Origin of the sequence: Bradyrhizobium sp. SZCCHNRI3052 (assembly GCF_032484895.1) — a bacterium.
Lineage (GTDB): Bacteria > Pseudomonadota > Alphaproteobacteria > Rhizobiales > Xanthobacteraceae > Bradyrhizobium.
This window is the reverse complement of sequence record NZ_JAUETW010000016.1, coordinates 1-23828: the sequence shown is the minus strand read 5'-3', so window position 1 is coordinate 23828 and position 23828 is coordinate 1. Positions and strand designations below refer to the sequence as shown.

20 protein-coding genes and 2 pseudogenes are annotated in these 23828 nt (G+C 65.9%); 14 read left to right on the top strand and 8 right to left on the bottom strand.

Translation table 11 applies throughout. The annotated features are described in order from the left end of the window. The first annotated feature begins 147 nt into the window (after positions 1-147). The 3 genes from QW887_RS30470 to QW887_RS30460 all read left to right on the top strand — a co-directional run bounded on the left by QW887_RS30470 (position 148) and on the right by QW887_RS30460 (position 3879). The gene (locus tag QW887_RS30470) at positions 148-303 is read left to right on the top strand and encodes a hypothetical protein (protein WP_316195751.1); all 156 of its coding nucleotides are present in this window, start codon (positions 148-150) and stop codon (positions 301-303) included. A gap of 220 nt (positions 304-523) precedes the next feature. Then, positions 524-1453: an aspartyl/asparaginyl beta-hydroxylase domain-containing protein gene (locus QW887_RS30465; protein ID WP_316195749.1), complete on the top strand. Its 930-nt coding sequence runs from the start codon at positions 524-526 to the stop codon at positions 1451-1453. Between the two features lie 407 nt (positions 1454-1860). Further along, on the top strand, positions 1861-3879 hold the full coding sequence (locus QW887_RS30460) for a PatA/PatG family cyanobactin maturation protease (RefSeq protein WP_316195747.1): 2019 nt from the start codon (positions 1861-1863) through the stop codon (positions 3877-3879). A gap of 1266 nt (positions 3880-5145) precedes the next feature. Here the strand turns inward: QW887_RS30460 and QW887_RS30455 are convergent. The 3 genes from QW887_RS30455 to galE all read right to left on the bottom strand — a co-directional run bounded on the left by QW887_RS30455 (position 5146) and on the right by galE (position 8799). Next, positions 5146-5847 carry a fumarylacetoacetate hydrolase family protein gene (locus tag QW887_RS30455; protein WP_316195745.1) on the bottom strand — a complete coding sequence of 234 codons (702 nt, stop codon included), beginning with the start codon at positions 5845-5847 and terminating at the stop codon, positions 5146-5148. Positions 5848-5877: 30 nt separating this feature from the next. Then, positions 5878-7683, bottom strand: a complete 1806-nt coding sequence (locus QW887_RS30450; protein ID WP_316174060.1) for an ABC transporter ATP-binding protein — start codon at positions 7681-7683, stop codon at positions 5878-5880. Between the two features lie 102 nt (positions 7684-7785). Next, on the bottom strand, positions 7786-8799 hold the full coding sequence (gene galE / locus QW887_RS30445; protein WP_316174059.1) for a UDP-glucose 4-epimerase GalE: 1014 nt from the start codon (positions 8797-8799) through the stop codon (positions 7786-7788). A 130-nt stretch (positions 8800-8929) separates the two neighbouring features. Here galE and QW887_RS30440 point away from each other — a divergent pair, with 130 nt between their 5' ends. Then, complete coding sequence (locus tag QW887_RS30440; protein WP_316195742.1) at positions 8930-9976, top strand: glycosyltransferase family 4 protein; 1047 nt, start codon at positions 8930-8932, stop codon at positions 9974-9976. On the opposite strand, the gene QW887_RS30435 is transcribed toward QW887_RS30440, so the two are convergent. Genes QW887_RS30435 through waaF form a run of 3 tightly spaced genes read right to left on the bottom strand, consistent with a single transcriptional unit; the run spans position 9958 to position 12200 of the window. Then, positions 9958-10485, bottom strand: coding sequence for an HAD family hydrolase (locus tag QW887_RS30435; protein WP_316183835.1), 528 nt, complete (start codon positions 10483-10485; stop codon positions 9958-9960). The genes QW887_RS30440 and QW887_RS30435 overlap by 19 nt on opposite strands. Further along, the gene (locus tag QW887_RS30430) at positions 10486-11079 is read right to left on the bottom strand and encodes a D-sedoheptulose 7-phosphate isomerase (protein WP_316183834.1); all 594 of its coding nucleotides are present in this window, start codon (positions 11077-11079) and stop codon (positions 10486-10488) included. A gap of 56 nt (positions 11080-11135) precedes the next feature. Next, positions 11136-12200 carry a lipopolysaccharide heptosyltransferase II gene (gene waaF, locus QW887_RS30425; RefSeq protein ID WP_316183833.1) on the bottom strand — a complete coding sequence of 355 codons (1065 nt, stop codon included), beginning with the start codon at positions 12198-12200 and terminating at the stop codon, positions 11136-11138. Positions 12201-12348: 148 nt separating this feature from the next. Here waaF and rfaD point away from each other — a divergent pair, with 148 nt between their 5' ends. Genes rfaD through QW887_RS30405 form a run of 4 tightly spaced genes read left to right on the top strand, consistent with a single transcriptional unit; the run spans position 12349 to position 18030 of the window. Continuing rightward, on the top strand, positions 12349-13329 hold the full coding sequence (rfaD, locus tag QW887_RS30420) for an ADP-glyceromanno-heptose 6-epimerase (RefSeq protein ID WP_316174051.1): 981 nt from the start codon (positions 12349-12351) through the stop codon (positions 13327-13329). Between the two features lie 38 nt (positions 13330-13367). Further along, positions 13368-14840, top strand: a complete 1473-nt coding sequence (rfaE1, locus tag QW887_RS30415) for a D-glycero-beta-D-manno-heptose-7-phosphate kinase (protein WP_316174049.1) — start codon at positions 13368-13370, stop codon at positions 14838-14840. Further along, the gene (locus tag QW887_RS30410) at positions 14837-16120 is read left to right on the top strand and encodes an O-antigen ligase family protein (RefSeq protein ID WP_316174047.1); all 1284 of its coding nucleotides are present in this window, start codon (positions 14837-14839) and stop codon (positions 16118-16120) included. Before rfaE1 ends, QW887_RS30410 begins: the two co-directional genes overlap by 4 nt. After that, positions 16117-18030, top strand: coding sequence for a nucleoside-diphosphate sugar epimerase/dehydratase (locus QW887_RS30405; protein WP_316174045.1), 1914 nt, complete (start codon positions 16117-16119; stop codon positions 18028-18030). The genes QW887_RS30410 and QW887_RS30405 overlap by 4 nt, the downstream gene beginning before the upstream one ends. Before the next feature lie 4 nt (positions 18031-18034). On the opposite strand, the gene QW887_RS30400 is transcribed toward QW887_RS30405, so the two are convergent. Both QW887_RS30400 and QW887_RS30395 read right to left on the bottom strand, forming a co-directional pair. Continuing rightward, complete coding sequence (locus tag QW887_RS30400) at positions 18035-19036, bottom strand: glycosyl transferase (RefSeq protein ID WP_316174043.1); 1002 nt, start codon at positions 19034-19036, stop codon at positions 18035-18037. Next, complete coding sequence (locus QW887_RS30395; RefSeq protein WP_316174041.1) at positions 19033-20190, bottom strand: glycosyltransferase family 4 protein; 1158 nt, start codon at positions 20188-20190, stop codon at positions 19033-19035. The genes QW887_RS30400 and QW887_RS30395 overlap by 4 nt, the downstream gene beginning before the upstream one ends. Positions 20191-20471: 281 nt before the next feature. On the opposite strand from QW887_RS30395, the pseudogene QW887_RS30390 reads away from it, so the two are divergent. From QW887_RS30390 to QW887_RS30365, 6 genes and pseudogenes are all read left to right on the top strand, one after another. Further along, positions 20472-20630 (top strand): annotated as a pseudogene (locus QW887_RS30390) (transposase); the annotation flags it as partial. A 289-nt stretch (positions 20631-20919) separates the two neighbouring features. After that, positions 20920-21318, top strand: a pseudogene (locus tag QW887_RS30385) (integrase); the annotation flags it as partial. A gap of 272 nt (positions 21319-21590) precedes the next feature. Then, positions 21591-22001 carry a tyrosine-type recombinase/integrase gene (locus QW887_RS30380; protein WP_316174364.1) on the top strand — a complete coding sequence of 137 codons (411 nt, stop codon included), beginning with the start codon at positions 21591-21593 and terminating at the stop codon, positions 21999-22001. A gap of 8 nt (positions 22002-22009) precedes the next feature. Continuing rightward, positions 22010-22936 carry a tyrosine-type recombinase/integrase gene (locus QW887_RS30375; protein WP_316166176.1) on the top strand — a complete coding sequence of 309 codons (927 nt, stop codon included), beginning with the start codon at positions 22010-22012 and terminating at the stop codon, positions 22934-22936. Beyond that, the gene (locus QW887_RS30370) at positions 22933-23448 is read left to right on the top strand and encodes a site-specific integrase (RefSeq protein ID WP_316166177.1); all 516 of its coding nucleotides are present in this window, start codon (positions 22933-22935) and stop codon (positions 23446-23448) included. The genes QW887_RS30375 and QW887_RS30370 overlap by 4 nt, the downstream gene beginning before the upstream one ends. Further along, entirely contained in the window at positions 23333-23758 is a 426-nt protein-coding gene (locus QW887_RS30365) for a tyrosine-type recombinase/integrase (RefSeq protein WP_316195829.1), read from the top strand. The genes QW887_RS30370 and QW887_RS30365 overlap by 116 nt, the downstream gene beginning before the upstream one ends. Positions 23759-23828: the final 70 nt, after the last annotated feature.

Here is a 23828-nt window from a genome sequence, read left to right as displayed (position 1 = left end):
GCCGCTCCGGCCTGCGCGGTTTCGCGTATGGAGCGGCGGCAGGAATCGCGGCATGGCAACGGGCGGCCGTCCGCACGGTTAACGCGATGTTAATCGGCATCGTGACAGCCTGCGCGTGCCGGGTGCATTGCCAGGAGGACCAGTCCCATGGAGGCCCAGAAGACCGCGGTGGATGCCATCGTTGTCCTGACCGGCTGCGACCGCGACGCGGTCGCCGCCTTCGTCCGGCGCATCTATCTCGCCGGCATCCGCGACCCCAAGCGGCTGACCTTCAAGGGCCTGCAGGAGCTGACGCGGGTCTAGCGTGATCGCGAGCCGGGGCTGGCGGCTGTTGCAGCCGGGTCACGCCGCAGAACTTTCAACCCCGATTCCCGTTCACAACCCTCGTGCGAAGGGATGCGGCCGGTCGCGCTTGCGGCTAAATTGAGGCCCTTGGCCGGCATCAGAGCACCCCTTCGATCTCGCCCAGAAGGCGACACATCTGCGCAACACGCTCTGAGCGGCCGGATCATGGGTCCCGGACATGCTCAGACAGCTCTTCGCGCCACAGCTCATCGGCCTCTACATCCTGATCGGGGCCACCCTCTACGTCCACTTCCGCGGCAAGCAGCGGCTGCGCTTCGCCCGCCAGCTCGGCGACCACTCCACCTATCTCGCCCCCTACAATGTGCTGATGTATGCCGGCTCGGCTGTGCCCAACACGCCGGTGATCCCGGTGGAGCAGTTTCCCGAGTTGAAGAAGCTCACCGATAACTGGCAGACCATCCGCGAGGAGGCGGTACGGCTGTTCGACGAGGGCTTCATCCGCGCCGCCGCCGCCAACAACGACTGGGGCTTCTACTCGTTCTTCAAGAGCGGCTGGAAGCGCTTCTATCTGAAATGGTACGACGACTTCCTGCCGTCGGCGCGCACGCTGTGTCCGAAGACGGTCGAGCTGCTGAACTCCATCCCGAACGTGCACGGCGCGATGTTCGCGATGCTGCCGCCCGGCGGCAAGCTCGGCGCCCACCGCGATCCCTTCGCCGGCTCGCTGCGCTATCATCTGGGGCTCGTCACCCCGAACTCCGACAAGTGCCGCATCCTGGTCGACGGCGTGCCCTGCGTTTGGCGCGACGGCGAGGCCTTCATGTTCGACGAGACCTTCATCCACAGCGCCGAGAACGCCACGGACGTCAACCGCATCATCCTGTTCTGCGACGTCGAGCGCCCGATGAAGCTCGGCTTCATCGCCGCCATCAACCGCTGGGTCAGCCACCACATCGTCAAGGCCTCGGCGACCCAGAACGTCGACGGCGAGCACGTGGGCGTTCTGAACAAGGTGTTCGGCAAGCTGTACGAGTTTCACTTGGCCACGCGCAAGGTGAAGGCGTGGAACAGGACGGTGTACTACGCGGCGAAGTACACGCTGACGGTGGCGATCGTCGGCGCCATCGTGGTGTCGGCGTTTCGGTGATGGACGGAGTAGGGCGGATTGGCGGAGCGTAATCCGCCGCTTCTTCTCCGCGGAGGGACGGCGGATTACGCCTTCGGCTAATCCGCCATATGCAGCTGGGCCGCTTGGAGCGGCAACGCGACGGAAGATCAACCCGGCGTTCAACCGCGGGAAATCACTTTGCAGCGGTCCGCGACGTCATCGGTCGCAACGTCAGCGATCAACAGCTCCGCTCGGACGCGCATATCAAACAAGTCTGCACGATCGCGAGCGATGCTCTCATCATCCTTCATCTGCATCGGCACTGATTGTGCAGTGCATTTGGCTCATTTTTGTGGATAGGGTCTGTTGACATGAGTTTCGTTCTCGATATGATGCAACCTTAAGAGATATTTTTTGAATTTTTCAATCAATAGAGTTCTGGTGCCATGCTTCATGCGCTGGGCAATATTGGTGATCCGCTCGCTGGCGTCCGCGACGGCCTGAAGAATGTCTATCCAGGTATCCCGGACGTTCTCATCGGCGTCGTCGATGGAATGCCCGATCTCTCGCATCCTTCCTTGCAACGCGCGAACATCGAGTGTCTGGATGCGATGATACCCGGCTCGGCCGGAGCGCCCGATAGCCATGGGACTGGGATCTGCAGCATCATCTTTGGCCAAACCCCAGAACTGCGCGGAATTGCTCCGGGATGCTCCGGGTTGGTGCTCCCCATCTTCTTCGGTGAAACGAACGACGCCCGCACCAGACCTGCATCGCAGCTCGATCTGGCCCGAGCTCTCGCGTTTGGGATTGAAAGAGGCGCGTCCATCATCAACGTCAGCGCCGGGCAGCGAAGCTTCAGCACGGAAGCGGAGGCTCATCTTCAGCAGGTCTTGAAGAACTGCGTGGAGCGGCGGGTGCTCGTCGTCGCAGCTGCGGGAAACGATGGCTGCGACTGCATCCACATTCCTGCCGCGTCAGACTGTGTTCTTGCCGTAGGCGCCGTTGCTCACGATGGCTCTCCGCTGGAGACGAGCAACTGGGGGCGTCCCTATCGGCTGAACGGACTCCTCGCGCCGGGCAAGGACATTCCGGTCGCCTTGACCGGCAATCGCTTTGGCCGGGCCAGCGGAACGAGCTACGCTGCCGCCGTCGTCTCCGGGGTGGCGGCGCTGCTGCTCTCGTTGGCCCGTTCGGCAGGGTACGCGATCGATGCTTTCGATATCCGCACGATTTTGATTGATAGCGCGAAGCGTTGCGAATTGGCGAAAGAAGGCGCATGCGATCGCTATCTGGCCGGGTCCCTGGATCCGGCAGGGGCGCTGAAGTTGCTTCATCAGATCGGAAGCTCCCGGAAGCCGCCCGCAAACAGCGCGTTAAAAACAGAAGTTCGTCAAGAGCTCGTCCGTCCTGACCATGCATCACCGTCGATGGGGAGGCCTGAAATGCTGCAATCTGATATTGCGCCAAGTGAAACATTGTCGTTCGAGCGTTCCGGACTGGAAGCATCGGCCTGCGCTTGTCAAACCAAGGCCAAGGAGCAGGATGACGAACAGGCCATCAGGCCGCAGGCCAAGTCGCCTTCTGTGACATCGGCGCTCAACAAGAGCGGTGACGGAGATACCGGCGTCAGCCAATCGGCTTGTTCGTGCGGTGGCGGGCGCCCGCCGCAGATCGTTTATGCGCTTGGTTCGCTATGGTTCGATTTCGGTACCGAGGCGCGCTACGATGCGATCGTCCAGCAACTGGGAGGTGATCCTGCTCGCGCGGCGAATCCCCACGAGTTGATCGGCTTTTTGCGCGCTCAACCGCGGTTTGCGACCGGCCTCACCTTCATACTGTTGCAAGACCAGATTCCGCTCTATGCGATTGTGCCGTCAGGGCCGTTCGCAGCCGACACCTACAAGGACATGCTCGACGCGATCGAGGCATCGATCGGCGATCACGGCCGCTTGCAGAGGGTATCTCTGCCCGGATTTATCGGAGGCTCGACGCGCCTGATGAACGGCATGAGCGTGCCGATCGTGTTCGCCGATCCACGCGGCATGTTCAGATGGCGTCCGCATGAGTTGCTGGAAGCGACGAAGTCGTTCTTGCTGAACCCGCCGTCGCCGCCGGAAGACGCGGCCATCTTGGACTTCCTCAACCGGGTCTATTACGAGCTTCGCAATCTCGGCGTTACGCCCCAGGAGCGCGCCATGAACTTCGCGGCGACCAACGCCTACCAGGCGCGCCAGGTCTTCGCCGAGGCGACGGCGCGCAACTACGCGCTCGACTCCATCGAGGTGGTCAAGAGCCCAATTTGCCGCCCGGACTCCGATTGCTGGGACGTCAAGCTGCAGATGTTCGACCCCGAAAACGAGCGTCGCGCGGGCCGTGTCTATCGCTACACCGTGGATGTCAGCGAGGTGCTGCCCGTGACCGTCGGTCCGGTGCGGAATTGGGCGGTCCGGCTCGGCGCTTGAGGGCCTGGCGGTCTCGAGCGAGAGGATCTGTCGTCGTGCGTAGCTTTCAAGATTGTACTGCGGGAGTACGTCCTCTCGGTACGACCGCGAGGTGTCGATCCCGGCTCGTCGTCCCGGGACGGGCTGACAAGAGCGAGGGAATGCCATGAGAATGCCAGTACAAGCGAAGCCGGCCGAGCGGGGTGCCAACTGGGATCAAGTGAGACAAGACGGCCGTGTCGTGCAGTCCGATTGTTGCGGTCCGGGCAAGTGCTGCGTCGGAGCATGTATTCCATTTTTGAACACATGCGCCGGCGTTTGTGTCCCCAACGTCGGGCAGTGCTGAATTCACCGCGACTTGTTTCTGATCAGTCACCAGATCACCCGTCGGCTCCCATCCGGCGGGTGATCAGCCACAGCGGTTGGCGGTCGTTAGGCCGGACATTCGCTAATTCGGAAAAATGTCAATATCTTCGGAAAAAGATAATTGACTTTAATTGGACCCAAATCAGCATTATTGTCCCGCCCATCCCGTTGCACGGTAGGGGACGGTTCGCGGTCGTCACGGACGTTGGCAGCGGGGAGCGGTGGACGCGGGGTGGCGGCGTGTGATGAGCACGGACGAACGTTTGCCTCGCGGACGGTGAAGGCGTGTGGTTCTGACACTCCGAAGCCAGTGTCAACGTTGCGACAAAGCTTCGCTTTGCGCAGCGGATGGTGGCCAGAAAGCCCGGTGCACCAGGAAGAGCGCGCTATAGCCTGTTAAAGCCATCGCGCGGGGAAGGCCGGGTGTGTTCGGCCAGACCTGTGGTGACTGCCGCCTGCTTTTTTTCTGCAGGCGGGCCACGGGCGCGGCCAGCGCCCGGCCTTCCCTGCGCCCTCCACTTGGAGAGGGCGGGAGTTAAGGGCATAGCTCGGGCGCGGAATGCGCCGCGAGAGCGCGGATGCTCATCTCTGACGGAGCCTTATGCCTGACTCAGCCCTGCATGCTGTTTGAGATTGTGGATCAGACGATGCCGCGAGCGCGGTGCTCACCCTCCCCTGGAGGGGGAGGGTCGATCGCGCGCGAAGCGGGCGAGCGGGGTGGGGTGATCTCTCCGCGGGCGCCGGTGCGAGTGGAGAGATCACCCCACCCCGCCTCACGTGTCGCTTCGCTCTCCGTGAGGCGACCCTCCCCCTCCAGGGGAGGGTGATCCCGGTGCTTGGCTGCGATCGGGCGCCAGACCGAAAAAAGCCGCGCAGAGCGCGGCTTTTTGAAAGTGTTGCGAGGACCGTGGGCGCGTCGGCTTACGCCGCCGCCGGCCCGATCGACACCTTCAGCGTGCCCACGCCATCGACGCCGCATTCGATCTTGTCGCCGGGGACGATCGCGGCGACGCCGGCGGGCGTGCCGGTCATGATGATGTCGCCGGCGGCGAGTTCGACCTGCTGGGAGAGCTTCCAGATGATCTCCGGCACGTTCCAGATCAGCTCGGAGAGGTCGCCGGTCTGCCGCTCGGTGCCGTTGACCGACAGCCAGATCTTGCCCTTCGACGGGTGGCCGATCTTGGACGCGGGCTGGATCGCGGAGCAGGGCGCGGAATGGTCGAACGACTTGCCGACCTCCCAGGGGCGCTGCATCTTGCGGGAGGCGAGCTGCAGGTCGCGGCGGGTGAGGTCGATGCCGACGGCGTAGCCGTAGACGTGGTCGAGCGCCTTGTCGGTCGGAATGTTGAGGCCGCCGCTCTTCAGCGCGACCACCAGCTCGACCTCGTGATGCATGTCCGTGGTCAGCGGCGGGTAGGGGATTACGGCGCCCTCGGGCGCCAGCATGTCGGCGTGCTTCGCAAAGAAGAACGGCGGGTCGCGCTCGTCATTGCCCATCTCGCGGATGTGCTCGAGATAGTTGCGGCCGACGCACCAGATGCGGCGGACCGGGAAGACACCGGCTTCGCCGACGACAGGAAGAGAAGGCTGCGGGAAGGCCGGGATGACGGTGGAGGCGCTCATGAAATGTCTCGATGCGGTGAAATGGGAGGATCAGGACGTCGCGGTCATGGGGATGACGTTCGGCCCCATGTCGCGCTGTTGCAGGCGGAAGAACGAAGCATAGCGGCCGCCACGGCGCAACAGATCGTCATGCCGGCCGCGCTCGACGATCTCGCCGGCCTCGACCACCAGAATGGCGTCGGCGTTCATGATGGTGTGCAGGCGATGCGCGATGACGATGGTGGTGCGGTTCTGGCAGAGATGCTCGATCGCCTCCTGCACCTGGCGCTCGGATTCGGAATCCAGCGCCGCGGTGGCCTCATCGAGCAGGATGATCGGCGCGTTGCGGATCAGCGCGCGGGCGACCGCGATGCGCTGGCGCTGGCCGCCGGAGAGCTGGGTTCCGTGCTCGCCGACCGGCGTGTCGTAGCCGAGCGGGAAGCTCATGATGAAGTCGTGCGCGCAAGCCGCCTTCGCCGCCTCGATGATCTCGGCCTCGGTGGCATCAGGCTTGCCGAAGGCGATGTTGGCGCGGATGCTATCGCGGAACAGGTAGACGTCCTGGCCGACATAGGCGGCCTGCTCGCGCAAGCTGCGGCGCGACACCTGCGCGATCGACTGGCCGTCGATCAGGATGTCGCCCTCGGTCGCCTCGTAAAACCGCAGCAGCAGCGCCAGCACCGTCGACTTGCCGCCGCCGGACGGGCCGACCAGCGCGGTGACCTTGCCGGGCTCGGCCACGAAGCTCATGCGCCGGAGCACCGGATCGTTGTCGCGATAGGCGAAGGAGACGTCGCGCAGCTCGATCTTGGCGTCGCTGAGCTTCAGCGCCGGCTTGTCGTCGTCGGGCCGCTCGCTGGCCGGACTGTCGACCACCTCCAGCAGCATACGGGCGCCGACGAGCTGGCTGTTGAGGTCGATGTTGAGCCGCGCCAGCCGCTTCGCCGGCTCGGTCGCCATCAGGAAGGCGATCATGAACGAGAAGAACTGGCCCGGCGTGGCGTTGAGCGCGACCACCGAGTAGCCGGCATACATCAGGCAGCCGGCGACGGCGAAGCCGCCGAGCATCTCCATCAGCGGGTTGGAGCGGTTGGAGACGCGGGCCATCTTGTTGGCGTTGCGCTCGACGACGGCGATGTTCTCGTCGATGCGCGCGCGCATCGTGTCCTCGAGCGTGAACGCCTTGACGGTGCGGATGCCCTGCAGCGATTCCTGCATCGTCTCGAGGATGTCGGCGGTGCCGGTGAACTGGTTGTAGGCGAGGCCCTTGATGCGCTTGACGAGCTTGCGCAGCACCAGCATCGCCGGCGGCACCACGAGCAGGCCGAGCAGCGACATCCAGGGATCCTGCATGACCATCACGCCGATCATGGCGATCAGGGTCACGAGATCGCGCCCGATGGCGTTGATCAGCATGTTGAGGATGTCGGTGATCGACTTGGCCCCGGAAGTGAGCCGCGCCAGGAACTCGGAAGAATGGCGCTCGGAGAAGAAGCCGACGCTCTCGTTCATCAGCTTGGCGAACAGCTGCCGCTGATTGTTGGCGAGGATGGCGTTGGAGATCTTCGACAGGATGACGGCATAGCCGTAGGTGGTCACGCCCTTGACGAACAGCAGCAGCACCGTGACGCCGGAGAGCAGGACGATGCCGGGGATGCTCTTCTCGACATAGGCCTTGTTGATGACCTGGCCGAGAACGTAGGTCGCCGCGGCGCTCGCTCCGGCGGCCACCGCCATCAGCGCGAAGGCGGTGAGATAGCGACGCCAGTAGAGGATGCCCTGTTCCATCACGAGGCGGCGGATCAGGATCGCGGCGCCATAGGGATCGTCGGTGATCTTCTTCGGAAATTCGGCCATTCTGGTCCCTGGCCGCCGGGACAAATCGCCGGGCGGACAGCAGTGCTTGCCCGCTCGGGGCGGCTTTTTCAAGCCCCCCGCATCCCGCTTAAGTCGTTGATTCTAGGCCGAGGCCCGCTGCAGCGCGCCGCTGTGGCGTTCCAGGAACAGTTTCTCCTCCCAGGCCAGCGCATGGGCGGCGATCGTTTCCAGATTGTCATAGATCGGCGTCCAGTCGAGCAGCGCCTTCAGACGGCTGGTGTCGGCGACCATGCTCATGATGTCGCCGGGGCGCCGCGGTGCGTATTGGACGGGAATGGCGCGGCCGGAGACGCGCCGGACGGCCTCGATGGTCTCGAGCACGGAATAGCCGCGGCCGTACCCACAATTCAGCGTGACCGAGCTGCCGCCGGCGCGCAGATAGGCCAGCGCGGAGCGGTGCACCTGGGCGAGATCGCAGACATGGATGAAATCGCGGATGCAGGTGCCGTCGGGGGTCGGATAATCCGTGCCGTAGACGTCGATCTTGGCGCGCTGGCCGGTGGCGACCTCCATCGCGATCTTCATCAGGTGCGTCGCGCCGACGGTGGCAAGCCCGGCTCGTCCGAACGGATCGGCGCCGGCGACGTTGAAGTAGCGCAGCACCGCGTAGTTGAGGTCATGTGCCGAGGCCACGTCGTGCAGTATGATTTCGGCCATCAGCTTCGAGGTGCCGTAGGGCGAGGTCGGACGGGTCGGCGCGCTCTCGGGCACCGGCACCTCGTCCGGATTGCCGTAGACGGCCGCGGTCGAGGAGAACACGAAGCGGCTGACGCCGCGCGCGACTGCCGCGTTCAACAGGCTGCGCGTGGTCATGGTGTTGTTGCGGTAGTAGAGCAGCGGATCGCGCACCGATTCCGGCACCACGACCGAGCCCGCCAGATGGATGATGCTGTCGACGCCGTGCTGGCTGATGACGCCGTCGACGAGGTTTTCATCGCCGGCATCGCCGATGAACAGCGGCACGCCGTCGGGCACGAAGGCGGAAAAGCCGCTCGAAAGGTTGTCGATCACCACGACGCTTTCGCCGGCTTCCGCCAGCGCGAGCACCATGTGGCTGCCGATATAGCCGGCGCCGCCGGTCACGAGCACGGTCATTGTTTGACGCGATCCCTGTTTGTTTTGCTGCAGACTAACGCCCGCGAAATGAAGGACCTGTTGCGTGCATAGCGAACTGGCGGCGATGCTTAATGTTGCGTATAGGGAACCGCTGCAATTGGAGTTGAGTGTGCAAGCCGAGCCGTTTTCCGCCGCAGATCTCGACGTGATCGTGCCCAACCTGCACCGGCGCTATTCCGGCGTGACCGCGACCAACCGGATGGTGGCGCCGAAGCTGGCGAGGCTGGTGCGCGCGGCGTGGCTCGGCTCCTACGCGCCCGAAGGGATCGCGCGGATGCGCGCGAGCGATCTGTTCAAATTGTGGGGCCGGCGGCGGCCGCTGATCTGGCATGCCCGCCGCAACGACGAGATGATCGTCGGCGTGATCATGCGGGCGCTCGGCTGGCCGTTGAAGCTGGTGTTCACCTCGGCCGCGCAGCGCCATCACAGCTGGACCACGCGCTGGCTGATCCGCCGCATGGATGCGATCATCGCGACCAGCGACATCTCGGCGTCCTATCTGAAGCGCGAAGCGACGGTGGTGACGCATGGCGTCGACACCGACGTGTATTCCCCGCCGGCGGATCGCGCCGCGGCCTTCGCCGAGAGCGGACTGCCGGGCAAATATGCCATCGGCTGCTTCGGCCGCGTCCGCGCGCAGAAGGGCAGCGACGTGTTCGTCGCCGCCATGTGCCGGCTGCTGCCGCGTTTTCCGGAGTTTTCCGCGGTGCTGGTCGGCGCCGTGACGCCGGAGCAGATGCCGTTCGCGAGCGAGCTGAAGAAGCAGATCGCCGCCGCGGGCCTGGAGCAGCGCATCGTCATCACCGGCGAGCTTGACATCGCCGACGTGCAGCGCTGGTACCAGCGCCTGACGATCTACGCCTTCACCTCGCGCAACGAAGGCTTTGGTCTCACGCTGATCGAGGCGATGGCGGCAGGAGCGGCGCTGGTCGCGGCGCGCGCCGGCGCGGCGGAGATCGTGGTCGAGAATGGCGTCACAGGCGTGCTGGTCCCGCCCGGCGACGTCGATGCGCTGGTCGCTGCGCTCGAACCGTTGATGCGCGATCCGGATGCGGCGTGGGCGATGGGCGAGCGGGCGCGGCAGCGCGTGGTGGAGAGGTTCAGCCTCGAGGCCGAGGCCGACAAGATCGCCGCCGTCTATCGGCGACTGGTCTGAGCGATGATGTCGGCGACGAACGCATCGAGATCGCCGCCGGCGAACAGGAAGCCGGGCAGGCCGGCGGCTTCGGCCGCCGCGATGTCCGAGGCGCGGTCGCCGATCACGAAGCTGCCCTCGCGCCTGATGGGCCAGTGCTGCATCAGGTCGAGGATCATGCCGGGCGCCGGCTTGCGCCAGGGATGCTCGCGCAGATAGCGCTCGACGGAGCCTTCGGTGTGGTAGGGGCAGTAGCGGACGTCGTCGATGACAGCCCCCTGCGCCGCGAGCTCGGCCCGCATCCAGTCGTGCAGGTCCGTGACGTCATCCTCCGAGAACAGCCCGCGCGCCACGCCGGACTGGTTGGTGAACAGGAAGACGTGATAGCCGGAGTCATTGAGCCGCCGGATCGCCTGCGCCACGTTCGGCATCCAGCGGATGCGCTCCGGTGAGCCGATGTAGTTGTCGTCGTGATTGATGACGCCGTCGCGGTCGAGAAACGCCGCCGGCTTGAGCTGAGCGGTCGTCATCTAGCCCTCGTCCTGCATCAGCGCCGCTTCGATCATCTCGCAGATGCCATGCGCCGTCGCGAGATGGATCTGCTGGATCAGCGGCGTGTCGTCGCTCGGCGCCACCAGCATCTCGTCGCACAATTCGCCCATCGCGAGGCCCTTGGCGCCGGTGAAGCCGACCGTGACCAGTCCGCGCTCGCGCGCCTTGCGCAGCGCGTTGAGGATGCTCGGCGATCGGCCGGAGGTCGAGATCGCCAGCAGCACGTCGCCAGGTGTACCGAGCCCTTCGACCTGGCGGGCGAAGACGTGATCGAAGCCGTAATCGTTGCCGATCGCGGTCAGCGCCGAGGTGTCGGTGGTCAGCGCGATCGCGGCATAGGCGGGCCGCTCCTGCCTGTAGCGGCCGACGATCTCGGCGGCGATGTGCTGCGCGTCCGCCGCGCTGCCGCCATTGCCGACGATCAGCAGCTTGTGGCCGCCGCGCAGCGCAGAGATGATTTTCGTTGCGATCCGCCCGGCACTGGCGAGCATCGCGGCATCGTTGGCCGCGCGCTCCATGGCGGCGCGGGAGCGGGCGAGATGGCTGGCGATCGGGTCGAGGGCGCGGGTCACGTGGCGGCTCAGGTTACGTCAGGGCCGGTGTACGGGGCGCGGTGTCGCTTCGCAAGCTAGGGCGCGACCGGTATTGCCGCGTCGGCAAGGACCTGCTGGGCGATGGCGGCGACATCGGTCGCCGGAATGTCGCGCATGCAGCGGTGGTCGTTCATCCGGCAGACCGGCCGGTGGCAGGGCTGGCAGGGGACCTGTGTCCTGGTCTGGACCGTCGCCGCGAGGCCGTTCAGCGGCGCCCAATGGTATGGGCTGGTCGGACCGAAGATGCCCATGGTCGGCGTCCCCAGCGCCGCGGCGATGTGCATGAGCCCCGAATCATTGGAGATGGCGACGCTGGCGGCCGCCATGGCCAGGATGCCGTTGCGCAGGTCGGTTCCGGTGAGGTCGCGGACGTCCGGGCCGCCAGCGGCGACGATCTCGGCGGCGAGCGCCTTCTCGCCGGGGCCGCCGACCACCCAGACGTCGAGGCCGGCCCCGCGCAGCAGCCGGGCCGCCTCGCCGTAATAGGGCCAGCGCTTGGCGGCACCGACCGATCCCGGTGCCAGCGCCACGGCCGGGCGGGTCCCCAGGCCATTGGCCTCGCGCCAGCGCGCGACGTCCTCCGGCGGCACCCGCAGCTGCGGGACCGGCCATTCCGGCGGCAGCGGCGCCCCGTCGGGCAGCGCCAGCGCGGCATTCTTGTCGATGAAGCGGGGCAGCGCCTTCTCGCCCCAGCGCCAGCGGTTGAGCAGGCCGAAGCGGACCTCGCCGACGAAGCCCACCCGCTCGGGGATGCCGGCCAGCGCCGGTGCCAGCGCCGATTTCCAGGTCCGCGGCATCACCAGGGCGGTCCGATAGCGACGTTCGCGCAACATCGCGGCGAGCTGCCATTGTCGGCCGAGCGCCAGCCGGCTGCGCGGCAGGTCCCAGACGATGCCGGAGCGGACCCCGGGCATGTAATCGACCAGCGGCGCGCACAGCGACGTCACCAGCAGGTCGACCGGCCGATTCGGCCAGCGCTCCTTGAGCACCCGCACCACGGTGTGGCCGCGCACGAAATCGCCGATCCACATATAGGGGATGATCAGGATCGGGCTGGTGTCCGCCGCGTCCACCTCGACCTTGGCCGAATTCGAATTCATTCTTTGTCTGCCTAGCTCAGGCGCGCTGGTAGCCGCTCGGCCGCCGCAGGTAAAGTGGGCCGAGCGGGCCGTCACCAAAGCGCTTACACTTTGCCGCCGCATGCGCTACGCGAGGGCCGGGGTTTTCGGGATCAGGACGGGTTGCGGAATGTTGCTGGTGACCGGCGGCGCCGGGTTTATCGGATCGAATCTGGTCGCGGCGCTGAACGACGCCGGTCGGACCGATGTCGTGGTTTGTGACACGCTCGGCAGCGAGGGCAAGTGGCGCAACCTGGCCAAGCGGCAGCTGGCCGACGTCGTGCCGCCTTCCGATCTGGACGCCTGGCTGAAGGGTCGCCGGCTCGAGGCCGTCCTGCACATGGGCGCGATCTCCGCGACCACGGTGGTCGACGGCGATCTCGTGATGGAGCGCAACTTCCGCAGTTCCTTGCGCCTGCTCGACTGGTGTACGGCCAACACCACGCCGTTCATCTACGCCTCGTCGGCGGCGACCTATGGCGACGGCACGCAGGGCTTCGTCGATGAGCCGTCGCTGGCGGCGCTGAAGACGTTGCGGCCGATGAATCTCTATGGCTGGAGCAAGCATCTGTTCGACATGGCGGTGGCTGCGCGCGCCGAGCGCGGCGAGAGGCTGCCGCCGCAATATGCCGGGTTGAAGTTCTTCAACGTGTTCGGTCCCAACGAGTACCACAAGGGATCGATGATGAGCGTGCTGACCCGCCGCTTCGACGACATCAGGGCCGGACACACCCTGCAACTGTTCAAGTCGCACCGCGAAGGCATCGCCGATGGCGACCAGCGCCGCGACTTCATCCATGTCGACGACGTCGTCCGCGTGATGCTGTGGCTGTTGGCCTCTCCCTCCGTCTCGGGCCTGTTCAACGTCGGCACGGGCCAGGCGCGCAGCTTCAAGGACATGATGCTGGCGGCCTATGCTACGCTCGGTGCGACTCCGCGGATCGAGTACATCGACATGCCCCAAGCGATTCGCGGCAGCTACCAGTATTTCACCCAGAGCAAGGTCGACCGGCTGTTGGCGGCCGGCTACAACGGCGGCTTCACGTCGCTCGAGGATGCGGTCGCTGGCTATATCCGGGACTATCTCGATTCCGCCGACCGCTTCCGCTAGACGATCTGGTTCCGACCATTGCACCGAGACTGCCGCTGATGTTCGACTTTGACGATCTCTCGCAAGCGATCGCCCGCCAGACGGTGCTGTGCATCGGCGACCTGATGCTGGACGAGTTCGTCTATGGCGAGGTGTCCCGGATTTCCCCCGAGGCGCCGGCGCCGGTCATCGCGGTCCAGCGAAGCGAGACCAATATCGGCGGTGCCGGCAACGTCGCGCGCAACATCGCCGCGCTCGGCGCCAGCTGCATCTTCGTCGGTCTCGTCGGGCAGGATGCGGCCGGCGACCAGCTGGAGGCCGAGCTCGCCAAGGAGGGCGGCATCGAGAGCGTGCTTGTCCGTGATCCTTCGCGGCCGACGACGCGCAAGGTGCGCTTCGTCTCCGAGCATTTCTCCACCCACATGCTCCGCGCCGACTGGGAGCGCGCCGCACCGGCGGCCGGCGAGATCGAGCAGAAGCTGATCGAGGCCATCCTGCCGCTGATCGCGCGGGCCGATATCGTGCTGTTGTCGGACTACGCCAAGGGCGTGCTCACGGCGCGCGTGTTGCGCAACGTGATCGACGCGACGCGCAAGGCCGGCAAGCGCGTCATCGTCGATCCCAAGAGCGCGAATCTCGCGATCTATCGCGGCGCGAGCGTGCTGACGCCGAACCGCAAGGAGTTTTCGGAAGCGACCCGCAGCCGCGCCGAGACCGAACAGGAGATCGCCGCGGCCGCGCAGGACGCGATCTATCTCGCGGACTGCGAGGCGATCCTGGTGACGCAGAGCGAGCGCGGCATGACGCTGGTCCCGCGCGAGGGCGATCCGATTCACGTGCCGGCCTATCCCGTGAAGGTGCGCGACGTCTCCGGCGCCGGCGACACGGTTGTTGCCGTGCTTGCCGCGACGCTCGCGGCGGGCGCCGCCTGGGCGGATGCGTTGCGGATGGCGAGCGCCGCGGCGGCGGTGGCCGTCAGCAAGCACGGCACCGCCAGCGTGACATCGGCCGAGCTGCGCCGAAAGATCCTGCCGCATGCCTATCGTGCCGCTGAGGAGAAGATCATCGAGAGCGATGACGAGCTCGCCGCCCGCGTCGAGGTCTGGCGGGGAGAGGGCCTGCGCGTGGGCTTTACCAATGGCTGCTTCGACATTCTGCATCCCGGCCACGTCAAGGTGCTGACCGCGGCGCGCGCCGCCTGCGACCGGCTCGTGGTCGGGCTGAACAGCGATGCCTCCGTCAAGCGGCTGAAGGGCGAAAGCCGGCCCGTGCAGGACGAGCGCGCGCGCGCCGAGGTCCTGGCCGCGCTCGAGGCGGTGGACCTCGTCGCCATCTTCGCCGAGGACACGCCGCTCCGCTTGATCGAGCTGGTCCGGCCGAGCGTCCTGGTCAAGGGCGGCGACTATACGCGCGAGCAGGTGGTGGGGCATGAGGTCGTCGAGGCCGGCGGCGGCGAGGTGATCCTGATCGACATCCTGAAAGGGCACAGCACGACCGCGCTGGTCGATCGCGCCCGGAGCGAGGCGCGATGAGCGCGCTGGCAGGTCATCCCGGCCCGGCGCTGCTGGCGCGCCGCTGGCGCGATCCGGCGGCGTGGCGGACGACGGTCGATGTCGTGGCGATTCTGCTGGCGGCCTCGCTGCCGTGGTCGACCTCGCTGGTGTCGATCCTCGGCGTGGTCATGCTGATCACGATGGTGCCGTTTCTCGATGTCGAGCGTCTGCTGCAGGTCCTGAAGCGGCCGATCTCGCTGGCGCCGATCGCGCTGTTCCTGCTGGCACTCGTGGGAACGCTGTGGTCGGACGTGGCATGGGGCTCGCGGTTCTACGCGGTGGGACCTGCGGCCAAGCTTCTGGTGCTGCCCGCGCTGCTCTACCATTTCCAACGGTCGGAGCGCGGCCTGTGGGTCTTCACCGCGTTTCTCGCCTCCTGCGTGCTGATGGTCGTGGTGTCGACCGCGGTCGCATTCAATCCTGCGCTCGCGCTCAAGGCCAATGCCGATCGCGGCATCTTCGTGAAGAACTACATCGACCAGGGCCAGGAGTTTTCGCTCTGCGCCGTGGCGCTGGCCTATCCGATCGCCCAGTTGCTGCGCGCCCGCCGCTTCCTTCCGGCCGGCCTGCTCACCGCGATCATGATCGCGTTCCTCGCCAACATGATCTTCATCGTTGTCTCGCGTACCGCGCTGGTGACGATCCCGATCCTACTTGCGGTGTTCGGGCTGATCCACTTGAAATGGCGTGCCAACCTGCTGATCGCGGCCGTTGCCCTTGCGCTGGGCCTCGCGGCATGGACCGTGTCCCCGCAATTGCAGGGCAAGGTGGCGACGTTCACGAGCCAATATCAGGACTACAGGAACGATCGCGCGGTGACGTCGATCGGCGAGCGGCTCGAGTTCTGGCGCAAGTCGTTGCGGTTCCTGGCCGACGCGCCGCTGATCGGACACGGCTCGGGCTCGACGCGTCATCTGTTCGAGCTGGCCGCGAGCGGGTCACGCGACCTCTCCTCGAGCCAGGTCGTCAGCAATCCGCACAATCAGACGCTCTACGTGGCGGTCCAATGGGGGGCGCTCGGGATCGTGATTCTCTACGCGATGTGGGCCGTGCACCTCCTGCTGTTCCGCGGCGACGGGCTGGTGCCCTGGATCGGGTTGCTCGTCGTCGTGCAGAACATCTTCACCTCGCTGTTCAATTCCCACATCTTCGATTTCCACGAGGGGTGGATGTACGTGATCGCCGTCGGCGTGGCCGGCGGAATGGTGTCGCGATCGCTGACGCCGCCTGATGCTAGGCAGGGGACGCTCGAACCATGACGCGTCCGTCTCAACTGACCTACCGGAATATGCTGATCGCCGCGCATGACCTCCTGGTCAGCGTCGTCGCGCTGTTCGCGGCGTTCTATATCCGCTTCGAAGGCGCCAGTACCTTCTGGGAGCGGGTGCCGCTGCTCTTGCAGATCCTGCCGTACTTCATCGCCTTCAGCTTCGTCGTCTTCTACTTCTCGAGCCTTCTGACGACGAAGTGGCGGTTCATCTCGCTGCCGGACGCGCTGAACATCGTCCGCGTCGCGACCGTGCTGACGCTGGCGCTGCTGGTTCTCGACTATATCATCGTTGCGCCGAACGTCCGTGGCACCTTCTTCTTCGGCAAGCTCACGATCATTCTCTACTGGTTCCTGGAGATCTTTGCGCTGAGCGCGCTGCGTTTCGCCTATCGCTACTTCCGCTACACGCGGGTGCGACGGCACGCTCGGTCCGAGGACGCTGCCCCCGCGCTCCTGATCGGCCGTGCTGCCGACGCCGAGGTCGTGCTGCGCGGCATCGAGAGCGGCGCGGTCAAGCGGATCTGGCCGATCGGCATTCTCTCGCCATCGGCCGCCGACCGGGGGCAGCTGATCCGCGGCGTGCCGGTGCTGGGCGGCATCGACGATGTCGAAGATGTCGCGGCCGACTTCGCCCGCCGCGACCGGCCGATCGCGCGCGCCCTGATGATGCCGACGGCGTTCGATCCGGACTGTCATCCGGAGACCTTCCTGATGCGGGCGCGCCGGTTGCGCCTGATCGTGAGCCGCCTGCCGTCGCTGGAGAGCGGCGATGCGCCGAGGCTCGCGCCGGTCGCGGTCGAGGACCTCCTGCTGCGGCCGAGCGAGAAGATCGATTACGGACGTCTCGAAGCGCTGGTGCGTGGCAAGGCGGTGGTCGTCACCGGCGGCGGCGGCTCGATCGGGGCCGAGATCTGCCAGCGCGTCGTGGCATTCGGCGCGGCGCGGCTGCTCATTCTGGAGAATTCCGAGCCGGCGCTCTACGCAATCACCGAGGCGCTCGCGGCCGATCCCGAGGCTGCCGTCGCCGTCGAGGGGCGCATCGCCGACATCCGCGATCGCGACCGGGTGTTCGCGCTGATCGGCGAGTTCAAGCCGGATCTGGTCTTCCATGCCGCCGCCCTGAAGCATGTGCCGATCCTCGAGCGTGACTGGAGCGAGGGCGTCAAGACCAACATCTTCGGCTCGATCAACGTGGCCGATGCCGCGGTGGCCTCAGGGGCCGAGGCCATGGTGATGATCTCGACCGACAAGGCGATCGAGCCGGTGTCGATGCTCGGCCTCACCAAGCGCTTCGCCGAGATGTACTGCCAGGCGCTCGATCGCCAGCTCGCCGACCGGCCGGTGGGACGGCCGCCGATGCGGCTGATCTCGGTGCGCTTCGGCAACGTTTTAGCGTCGAACGGCTCCGTCGTGCCGAAGTTCAAGGCGCAGATCGAGGCGGGCGGTCCTGTCACGGTGACGCACCCGGACATGGTGCGCTATTTCATGACCATCCGCGAGGCCTGCGATCTCGTGATCACCGCGGCCTCGCATGCGCTGGCGCCGCAGCGCCCGGACGTCTCGGTCTATGTGCTGAACATGGGCCAGCCGGTCCGTATCGTTGAACTGGCCGAGCGCATGATTCGCCTGTCCGGCCTGCAGCCGGGCTACGACGTCGAGATCGTGTTCACGGGCATCCGGCCCGGCGAGCGCCTCAACGAGATCCTGTTTGCGAGCGAGGAGCCGCCGGTCGAGATCGGTGTCGCCGGCATCATGGCCGCCAACCCGAACGAGCCGCCGATGCCGACGCTGAAGGCCTGGATCGCGGCGCTCGATCAGGCGATCGCGCGCAATGATCCGGTGACCATCAAGTCGGTGCTGAAGGATGCGGTGCCGGAATTCGGCTCGAGCGCGGCCTGAGCCTTCAATGGCGCCGCCGCGAGAAGCGGCTCAGCACCCAGGTGACGGCGCCGAGACCGAAGACGAGCAGGATGGCGTCGGCCGTCATGGAACGCTGCGCGACCGAGATGGCTGCGAGCGTCGCAAGCACGACATTGAGGATGAACACCTCGCTGACGACGCGCCAGACGGTAAAGCCGTTATCGGTGGCCTGTTGATAGAAATGCGTGCGGTGCGCCGCCCAGAACGGCTCGCGCCGTGCCATCCGCCGCAACAGGGTGAAAGTGGCGTCGATCAGATAATACAGCGGCAGCAGCAGCGCCGCTGCGACGTCGCCCTGCCAGGCAAGATGGAGCAGGCCCCAGCCGAGCAGCAGCCCGATCGGCAGGCTGCCGACATCCCCGAGAAAGACCTTTGCGACGGGACGGTTGAAGGGCGCAAAGCCGAGTATGGCGCCACCCAGCGCCGCAGCGATGGCGGTCGCCGGCCAGGGCAGTTCACCGGAGAGGCCAAACAGGACGAGCGCCGCCGTGATCGGCACTGCCTCGGCCACGGTCATCAAATCGAGCCCGTCCATGAAGTTGACGAGGTTGACGAACCACAGGCCGGCGATCAGCAGCAGCGTGCGCTCGGCCGCCAGCGGGATCGGAAACAGTCTGAGATCGTCAGGCGCGGTGAATACGATGAGGCCGACGGCCAATCCCTGCAGGACCAGGCGCGGCAGCACCGGGATCGGCCTGATGTCGTCGACCAGGCCGACCAGCGCCAGCATCGGCACGGCGATGAACAGCATCAGCAGCGCCGCGAAACCGGCCACGGAGGCGAACGCGCCGCCGACAACGATCGTGGCGCCGATCACGGCAATGCCGGCCCCCTGCGGCGTCGGGATCTTGTGCGACGAGCGCGCATTCGGCCGCGCCAGCGCGTAGCGTTGGAGCACTGGACGCAACAGCACGATCAGGATGGCGCACATCGCGGCCGCGAGCACGGCGATGGCGGCAAGGACTGCGGTGGGATCGGCGATCATCCGCGGACCTCTGCGGCCGAGGTGAGGCGATCATAGAGCGCCACCACCGAACGGCCAATGATCCTGGCCGAGAGCTTGTCCTCGACCAGTTGACGGGCCGCCGCGCCATAACGTGCGCGCATCTCGGGCGACGCCGCCAGCTGCGCCATCGCCTGCGCGAGCGCCGCCGCATCCTCGACCGGCACGGCGAGTCCGGTCTGGTCGTGGATCGCAATCTCGCGGCAGCCGGGTGCATCGGTGGAGATCAGCGGCCGGGCGCAGGCGGCGGCCTCCAGCAGGCTGACCGGAAGTCCTTCGCGATGCGACGGCAGCACCGCGACGTGGCAGCGGCGCCAGAGCTCGGTGATGTCCTTGATCTGGCCGAGCAGGGTGATGCCGGGCTCCTTCCGCCAGGCCTCGACCTCCTCGGCCGAGACCGAGGCAGGATTGGCCGGATCAGGCGAGCCGGCGATCAGCAACTGGTCGTCGCGGCCCTGCTGGCGCAGCACGCGGTGCGCAGCGACCAGGGCGCGGACGCCCTTGTCGGTCAGCAGCCGTCCTGCGAAGCCGAAGGTGATCGGCCCGTCCGGTTCTGGCAGCGGCTGGAAGCGGTCGGTGTCGACGCCCGAGCCCGGGATCAGCGTGATCTTGTCGCCCCGGACGCCCATGGCTTGAAGCGCCTCGCGATCGTCGGGATTCTGGACCAGCACGCAGCTCGGTGTCCGGTTCATGAGCTGCGGCAGCAGCCACAGCAGGCCCTGCTTGAGCAGACGCGAGCGCCAGCTCGCCGATGTGAACACATAGCCGAGGCCAGTCATGGCGTTGACGACCGGAGTGGTGCGTCCAAGCGCGGCGAGCGAGCCGAGCACGCTCGACTGCAATCCGGAATGATGCACCACGTCGGGGTTGATCGCAGCCTCGACGGCGCGGATCGCGCGGATCGTGGGCAGGGCTGATGACGGCGACAGCCCGCCGCGTTGGAACGGGATCGGATGCAGCACGAACCGCTCGGCGGCGATCGCGGCGGCGCCGGCATTGACGTTGGTCGCGACATGCACCTCGTAGCCGGCCTCGCGCGCCGCGCGCGCCATCGGCAGGCGATGCATCAGGAAGGCGTAATCCTCGTTGGCCACGTAGAGCAGGCGGCGCGGCGAAGCGGAGCGGGGCGGGGGCATTCGGCTCACGGTCTTAGGCTGTCAGGGCGCCGTATACGGCAAGCCGACGCCGTCGGCGAGGGGGTAGATGTACGCGAGAAAATGCCTGCGTGTTACCGGCCACGTTCGGCGCCACGGCATCTCAGACACTTCGCCGGTGACAATAAGACCATTGCGGCGGCAGCGAAAACCAGCGATCCCCTCGGCATGCCCGCACGCCGACGAGGAGCTTACTGCGCAGTCTTCGGCCGCGCCGGATTGCTGGTTCCAGAGCACCTTTGTTGGCAATCTTGTGCATTTTGTTCACGCGCTTCATCGACGATGGCCGGCTGTGCATGACCAACAATGTGGTCGAGCGCGAGCTGCGCGCCGTGGCCCTCGGCCGCAAGAATTGGACCTTCGCCGGCTCCGACGAAGGCGGCTGCCGCGCTGCCGCCATCTACATGCTGATCCAGACCGCCCTATGCCGAGGGCGGCATAGGGCGGTTTATGCCGCCCGCCGAACTATGCCGAGTCGGGCCGTTTTCCCCAGATTTCTCGCTGACCGTCGTTTGGTTGGTTCGGCATAGTTCGTTCTGTGCCTCCGCTTTCAACAGCGGAGAACAGGACGATAGAAGTTGAAGAGTACATGGGCAGAAGCCGGCTGTACCGGCGTCTCAGAGGCGGGCCACACGACAGTTCGTCGAGCGCTACGCCGCTCGTCTCGTCGAAGAGAGGCTCGTTCGGCATGGCGCGTGGCGTTGCCTCAACGTGGTTAGCGGGCTCCTGAGTTGGATCGCCGGCCGTCGCTACAAGCTGGTCGATCTTGATGAACAGGTCGTTGAGCGGTACCTCCGACATCGAGGCGGGAGGCAGTCTATCCAACCCGGCGACCGGGCCGCGCTCAAGCGATGGCTGTCGGTGCTGCGCGAGGAAGGCGCGATCTCGCCGTTGGTGCTACCGCCTCTCACTCCGCACGAACGGATCTTCAAGGAGTTCGATGCCTACCTGCGATCAGAGCGCGGCTTGGCCCCGAAGTCCATCGTCCGCCATCTCCCAGTCATCCGCAGGTTCCTGCACGAGGTGTGCTCCGGCGGCGCCCTGAGCAAGATCAGCCAAGAGGACGTGATCCACTACGTTGAGCGCCACGCCCGGGATTGGACCCCGGCAACAGGCAAGGCGATGTGCTGGTCGTTGCGTGCCTTTCTCCGTTATCTCCACCATCGGGGGCTGAACTCGCGCCCGTTGGCGGATTGCGTTCCATCGATACGCAGGTGGAAGCTTGCAACTCTGCCGACCTATCTACCTGCCGCTCAGGTGCGGAAGGCTCTCGACGGTAGCGACCGAGAGACGGTGATGGGAAGGCGCGACTACGCCATTCTGTTGTTGCTGGCCAAGCTCGGCCTGCGAGCCGACGAGGTCGCGACGCTCACCTCGACGATATCGACTGGCGCGCCAGGGAGATACTCGCTCGCGCCAAGGGCCGACAGCGTGCACGGATGCCGATACCGCCAGACGTTGGCGCGGCTATCGTTGCATATCTGCGCAATGGCCGCCCAAAGTCGTCGTGCCGACGGCTGTTCGTCCGCACACTCGCGCCACACGTCGGTTTTGCTTCCGGATGCGCGATCACCATGATCGCCAAGGCCGCTCTCGATCGCGTTGGAATCGAAGGTTGCGCCCACCGCGGCGCCCATATCTTCCGACACAGTCTCGCTACCGAGCTTCTCCGATCTGGCGCGACCTTGTCGGAGATCGGACAGTTGCTGCGGCACGAGAACCACGACACCACCCGGATTTACGCGAAGGTCGACATCGATGCGCTGAGAACATTGAGCCTGCCCTGGCCGTGAGGCGTGCAATGACCAATCTGCGCGCCGCACTCGATAAGTACCTGAGCATGCGCAAGGGGGTTGGCTACAAGTACGAGCACCAGACCCGTCGGCTCGCCGACTTCGTCGCCTTCATGGCGAAGCGCAAAGCCAGGATCATCACGACGAAGCTGGCAATGGAATGGGCAACGCTGCCGCCCTATCGTCATGCATCCTGGGCGCTGCGATTGATCGACGTGCGCGGGTTCGCGCGCCATGTCGCCAACTTCGATCCGAGAACGGAGGTACCGCCTGTCGGCATGCTGCCCCGATGGAAGCGCGCCAAGCCCTACGTCTACAGCGACGCGGAGCTCGATGCGTTGCTGACGGCAGCGCTGGCTCTGCCGCCAGCGGGCGGGCTGCGACGATGGACCTACCATACCCTGTTCGGGCTGATCGCGGTGACGGGCATGCGTATATCCGAGGCGATCGGCCTGGAGCGTGATGACGTCGACCTCGACGCCGGCGTGCTGACGGTCCGGCTGACCAAGTTCGGCAAGTCGCGGCTCATGCCATTGCATCCCACGACGAGAACCGCGTTGCGCGACTACGCCCACCGGCGCGACGCGATGCTCGGATCACGCTGCGGCTCGACGTTCTTCGTTGCCGAACGGGGAGGCCGCTTGCTGCACCAGTACGTTCATCGCGTCTTCTGGCGATTGTCCCGAGAGATCGGGCTGCGGCGCCCAGGTGATCGTACCGGACCACGCGTGCACGACTTCCGTCATCGCTTCGCCATCCGGACGCTGCTCGACTGGTATCGCGAAGGCAAGAACGTCGAGCAGCAACTCCCTGTGCTCTCCACTTACCTTGGCCACGCCTGCGTGCGTGACACCTACTGGTATCTCTCGGCCTGCCCAGAGTTGATGGAAGAAGCGGCGCGGCGTCTCGATCGGCGGTGGGAAGTGACGGCATGAAGCCCACCTGCAATGTCACCACGTTGATTGAGCGCTTCTTCACCGAGCGTCTCATGCGCCAGCGCAATGTGAGCGCCAACACGATCGCCTCCTACAGGGACACGTTCCGGCTGTTGTTCTTGTTCGCACAGGCGCAGCTGCGGAAGCCCCCATCGGCCTTGACGCTCACCGACTTGGACGCAACGTTCATCGGCGCGTTCCTCACCGATCTCGAGGTAAAGCGCGGCGTCAGGGCGAATACGCGTAACCTGCGTCTGACCGCCATCCGATCCTTCTTCAGGTTCGTGTCCTTCGAGGAGCCGGCACACGGTGCGCTGATCCAACGCGTGCTCGCCATACCGAGCAAACGCCACGACAAGCGACAGGTGCGCTGTGCACTTCGTGACGCGGCCCGAGATCGAGGCGGTTCTCGCAGCGCCCGATCGAACGACGTGGCTTGGCCGCCGCGATCCCACCTTGCTGCTGGTCGCGGCTCAGACAGGCTTGCGCCTGTCAGAGCTGACTGGCCTTGACCGGGATGCTGTCCACCTCGGGTCTGGCGCACACGTACGATGCGGTAAAGGGCGGAAGGAGCGGACCACTCCGCTGACCACACTCGCTCGGTCTGCGCTCCAGGCATGGCTCAAGGAACCGTTGCGGAAAGGAGCACCAGCGTTGTTCCCGAACGTGCGCGGGGGTCGGCTCAGTGCCGACAGCGTGCAGTCCCTGCTGGGAAAGCATGTCCGTGCCGCTCACAAGAGTTGCCCGTCCTTGAAGGCCAAGAGCGTGTCACCGCACGTGCTGAGGCAGCGCTGCTATGGAACTGCTGTAAGCCAGTCGTAGCGGCGGGAGCTGGCGCGGAGCTCTCGGCATAGCGCAGCGCCAGATCCCGACGCGGATTGCAGGTGGCGGC

Excerpts from the sequence above, each read along its gene's own strand:
- galE (WP_316174059.1), bottom strand. The coding sequence starts at position 8,799 with ATGACCGTGCTCGTGACCGGCGGCGCCGGCTATATCGGCAGCCACATG.
- QW887_RS30405 (WP_316174045.1), top strand. The coding sequence starts at position 16,117 with ATGACGCGTCCGTCTCAACTGACCTACCGGAATATGCTGATCGCCGCG.
- rfaE1 (WP_316174049.1), top strand. The coding sequence starts at position 13,368 with ATGTTCGACTTTGACGATCTCTCGCAAGCGATCGCCCGCCAGACGGTG.
- QW887_RS30395 (WP_316174041.1), bottom strand. The coding sequence starts at position 20,190 with ATGCCCCCGCCCCGCTCCGCTTCGCCGCGCCGCCTGCTCTACGTGGCC.
- QW887_RS30375 (WP_316166176.1), top strand. The coding sequence starts at position 22,010 with ATGACCAATCTGCGCGCCGCACTCGATAAGTACCTGAGCATGCGCAAG.
- QW887_RS30410 (WP_316174047.1), top strand. The coding sequence starts at position 14,837 with ATGAGCGCGCTGGCAGGTCATCCCGGCCCGGCGCTGCTGGCGCGCCGC.
- QW887_RS30465 (WP_316195749.1), top strand. The coding sequence starts at position 524 with ATGCTCAGACAGCTCTTCGCGCCACAGCTCATCGGCCTCTACATCCTG.
- waaF (WP_316183833.1), bottom strand. The coding sequence starts at position 12,200 with ATGAATTCGAATTCGGCCAAGGTCGAGGTGGACGCGGCGGACACCAGC.
- QW887_RS30435 (WP_316183835.1), bottom strand. The coding sequence starts at position 10,485 with ATGACGACCGCTCAGCTCAAGCCGGCGGCGTTTCTCGACCGCGACGGC.
- QW887_RS30470 (WP_316195751.1), top strand. The coding sequence starts at position 148 with ATGGAGGCCCAGAAGACCGCGGTGGATGCCATCGTTGTCCTGACCGGC.
- QW887_RS30455 (WP_316195745.1), bottom strand. The coding sequence starts at position 5,847 with ATGAGCGCCTCCACCGTCATCCCGGCCTTCCCGCAGCCTTCTCTTCCT.
- QW887_RS30400 (WP_316174043.1), bottom strand. The coding sequence starts at position 19,036 with ATGATCGCCGATCCCACCGCAGTCCTTGCCGCCATCGCCGTGCTCGCG.
- rfaD (WP_316174051.1), top strand. The coding sequence starts at position 12,349 with ATGTTGCTGGTGACCGGCGGCGCCGGGTTTATCGGATCGAATCTGGTC.
- QW887_RS30460 (WP_316195747.1), top strand. The coding sequence starts at position 1,861 with ATGCTTCATGCGCTGGGCAATATTGGTGATCCGCTCGCTGGCGTCCGC.
- QW887_RS30450 (WP_316174060.1), bottom strand. The coding sequence starts at position 7,683 with ATGGCCGAATTTCCGAAGAAGATCACCGACGATCCCTATGGCGCCGCG.
- QW887_RS30370 (WP_316166177.1), top strand. The coding sequence starts at position 22,933 with ATGAAGCCCACCTGCAATGTCACCACGTTGATTGAGCGCTTCTTCACC.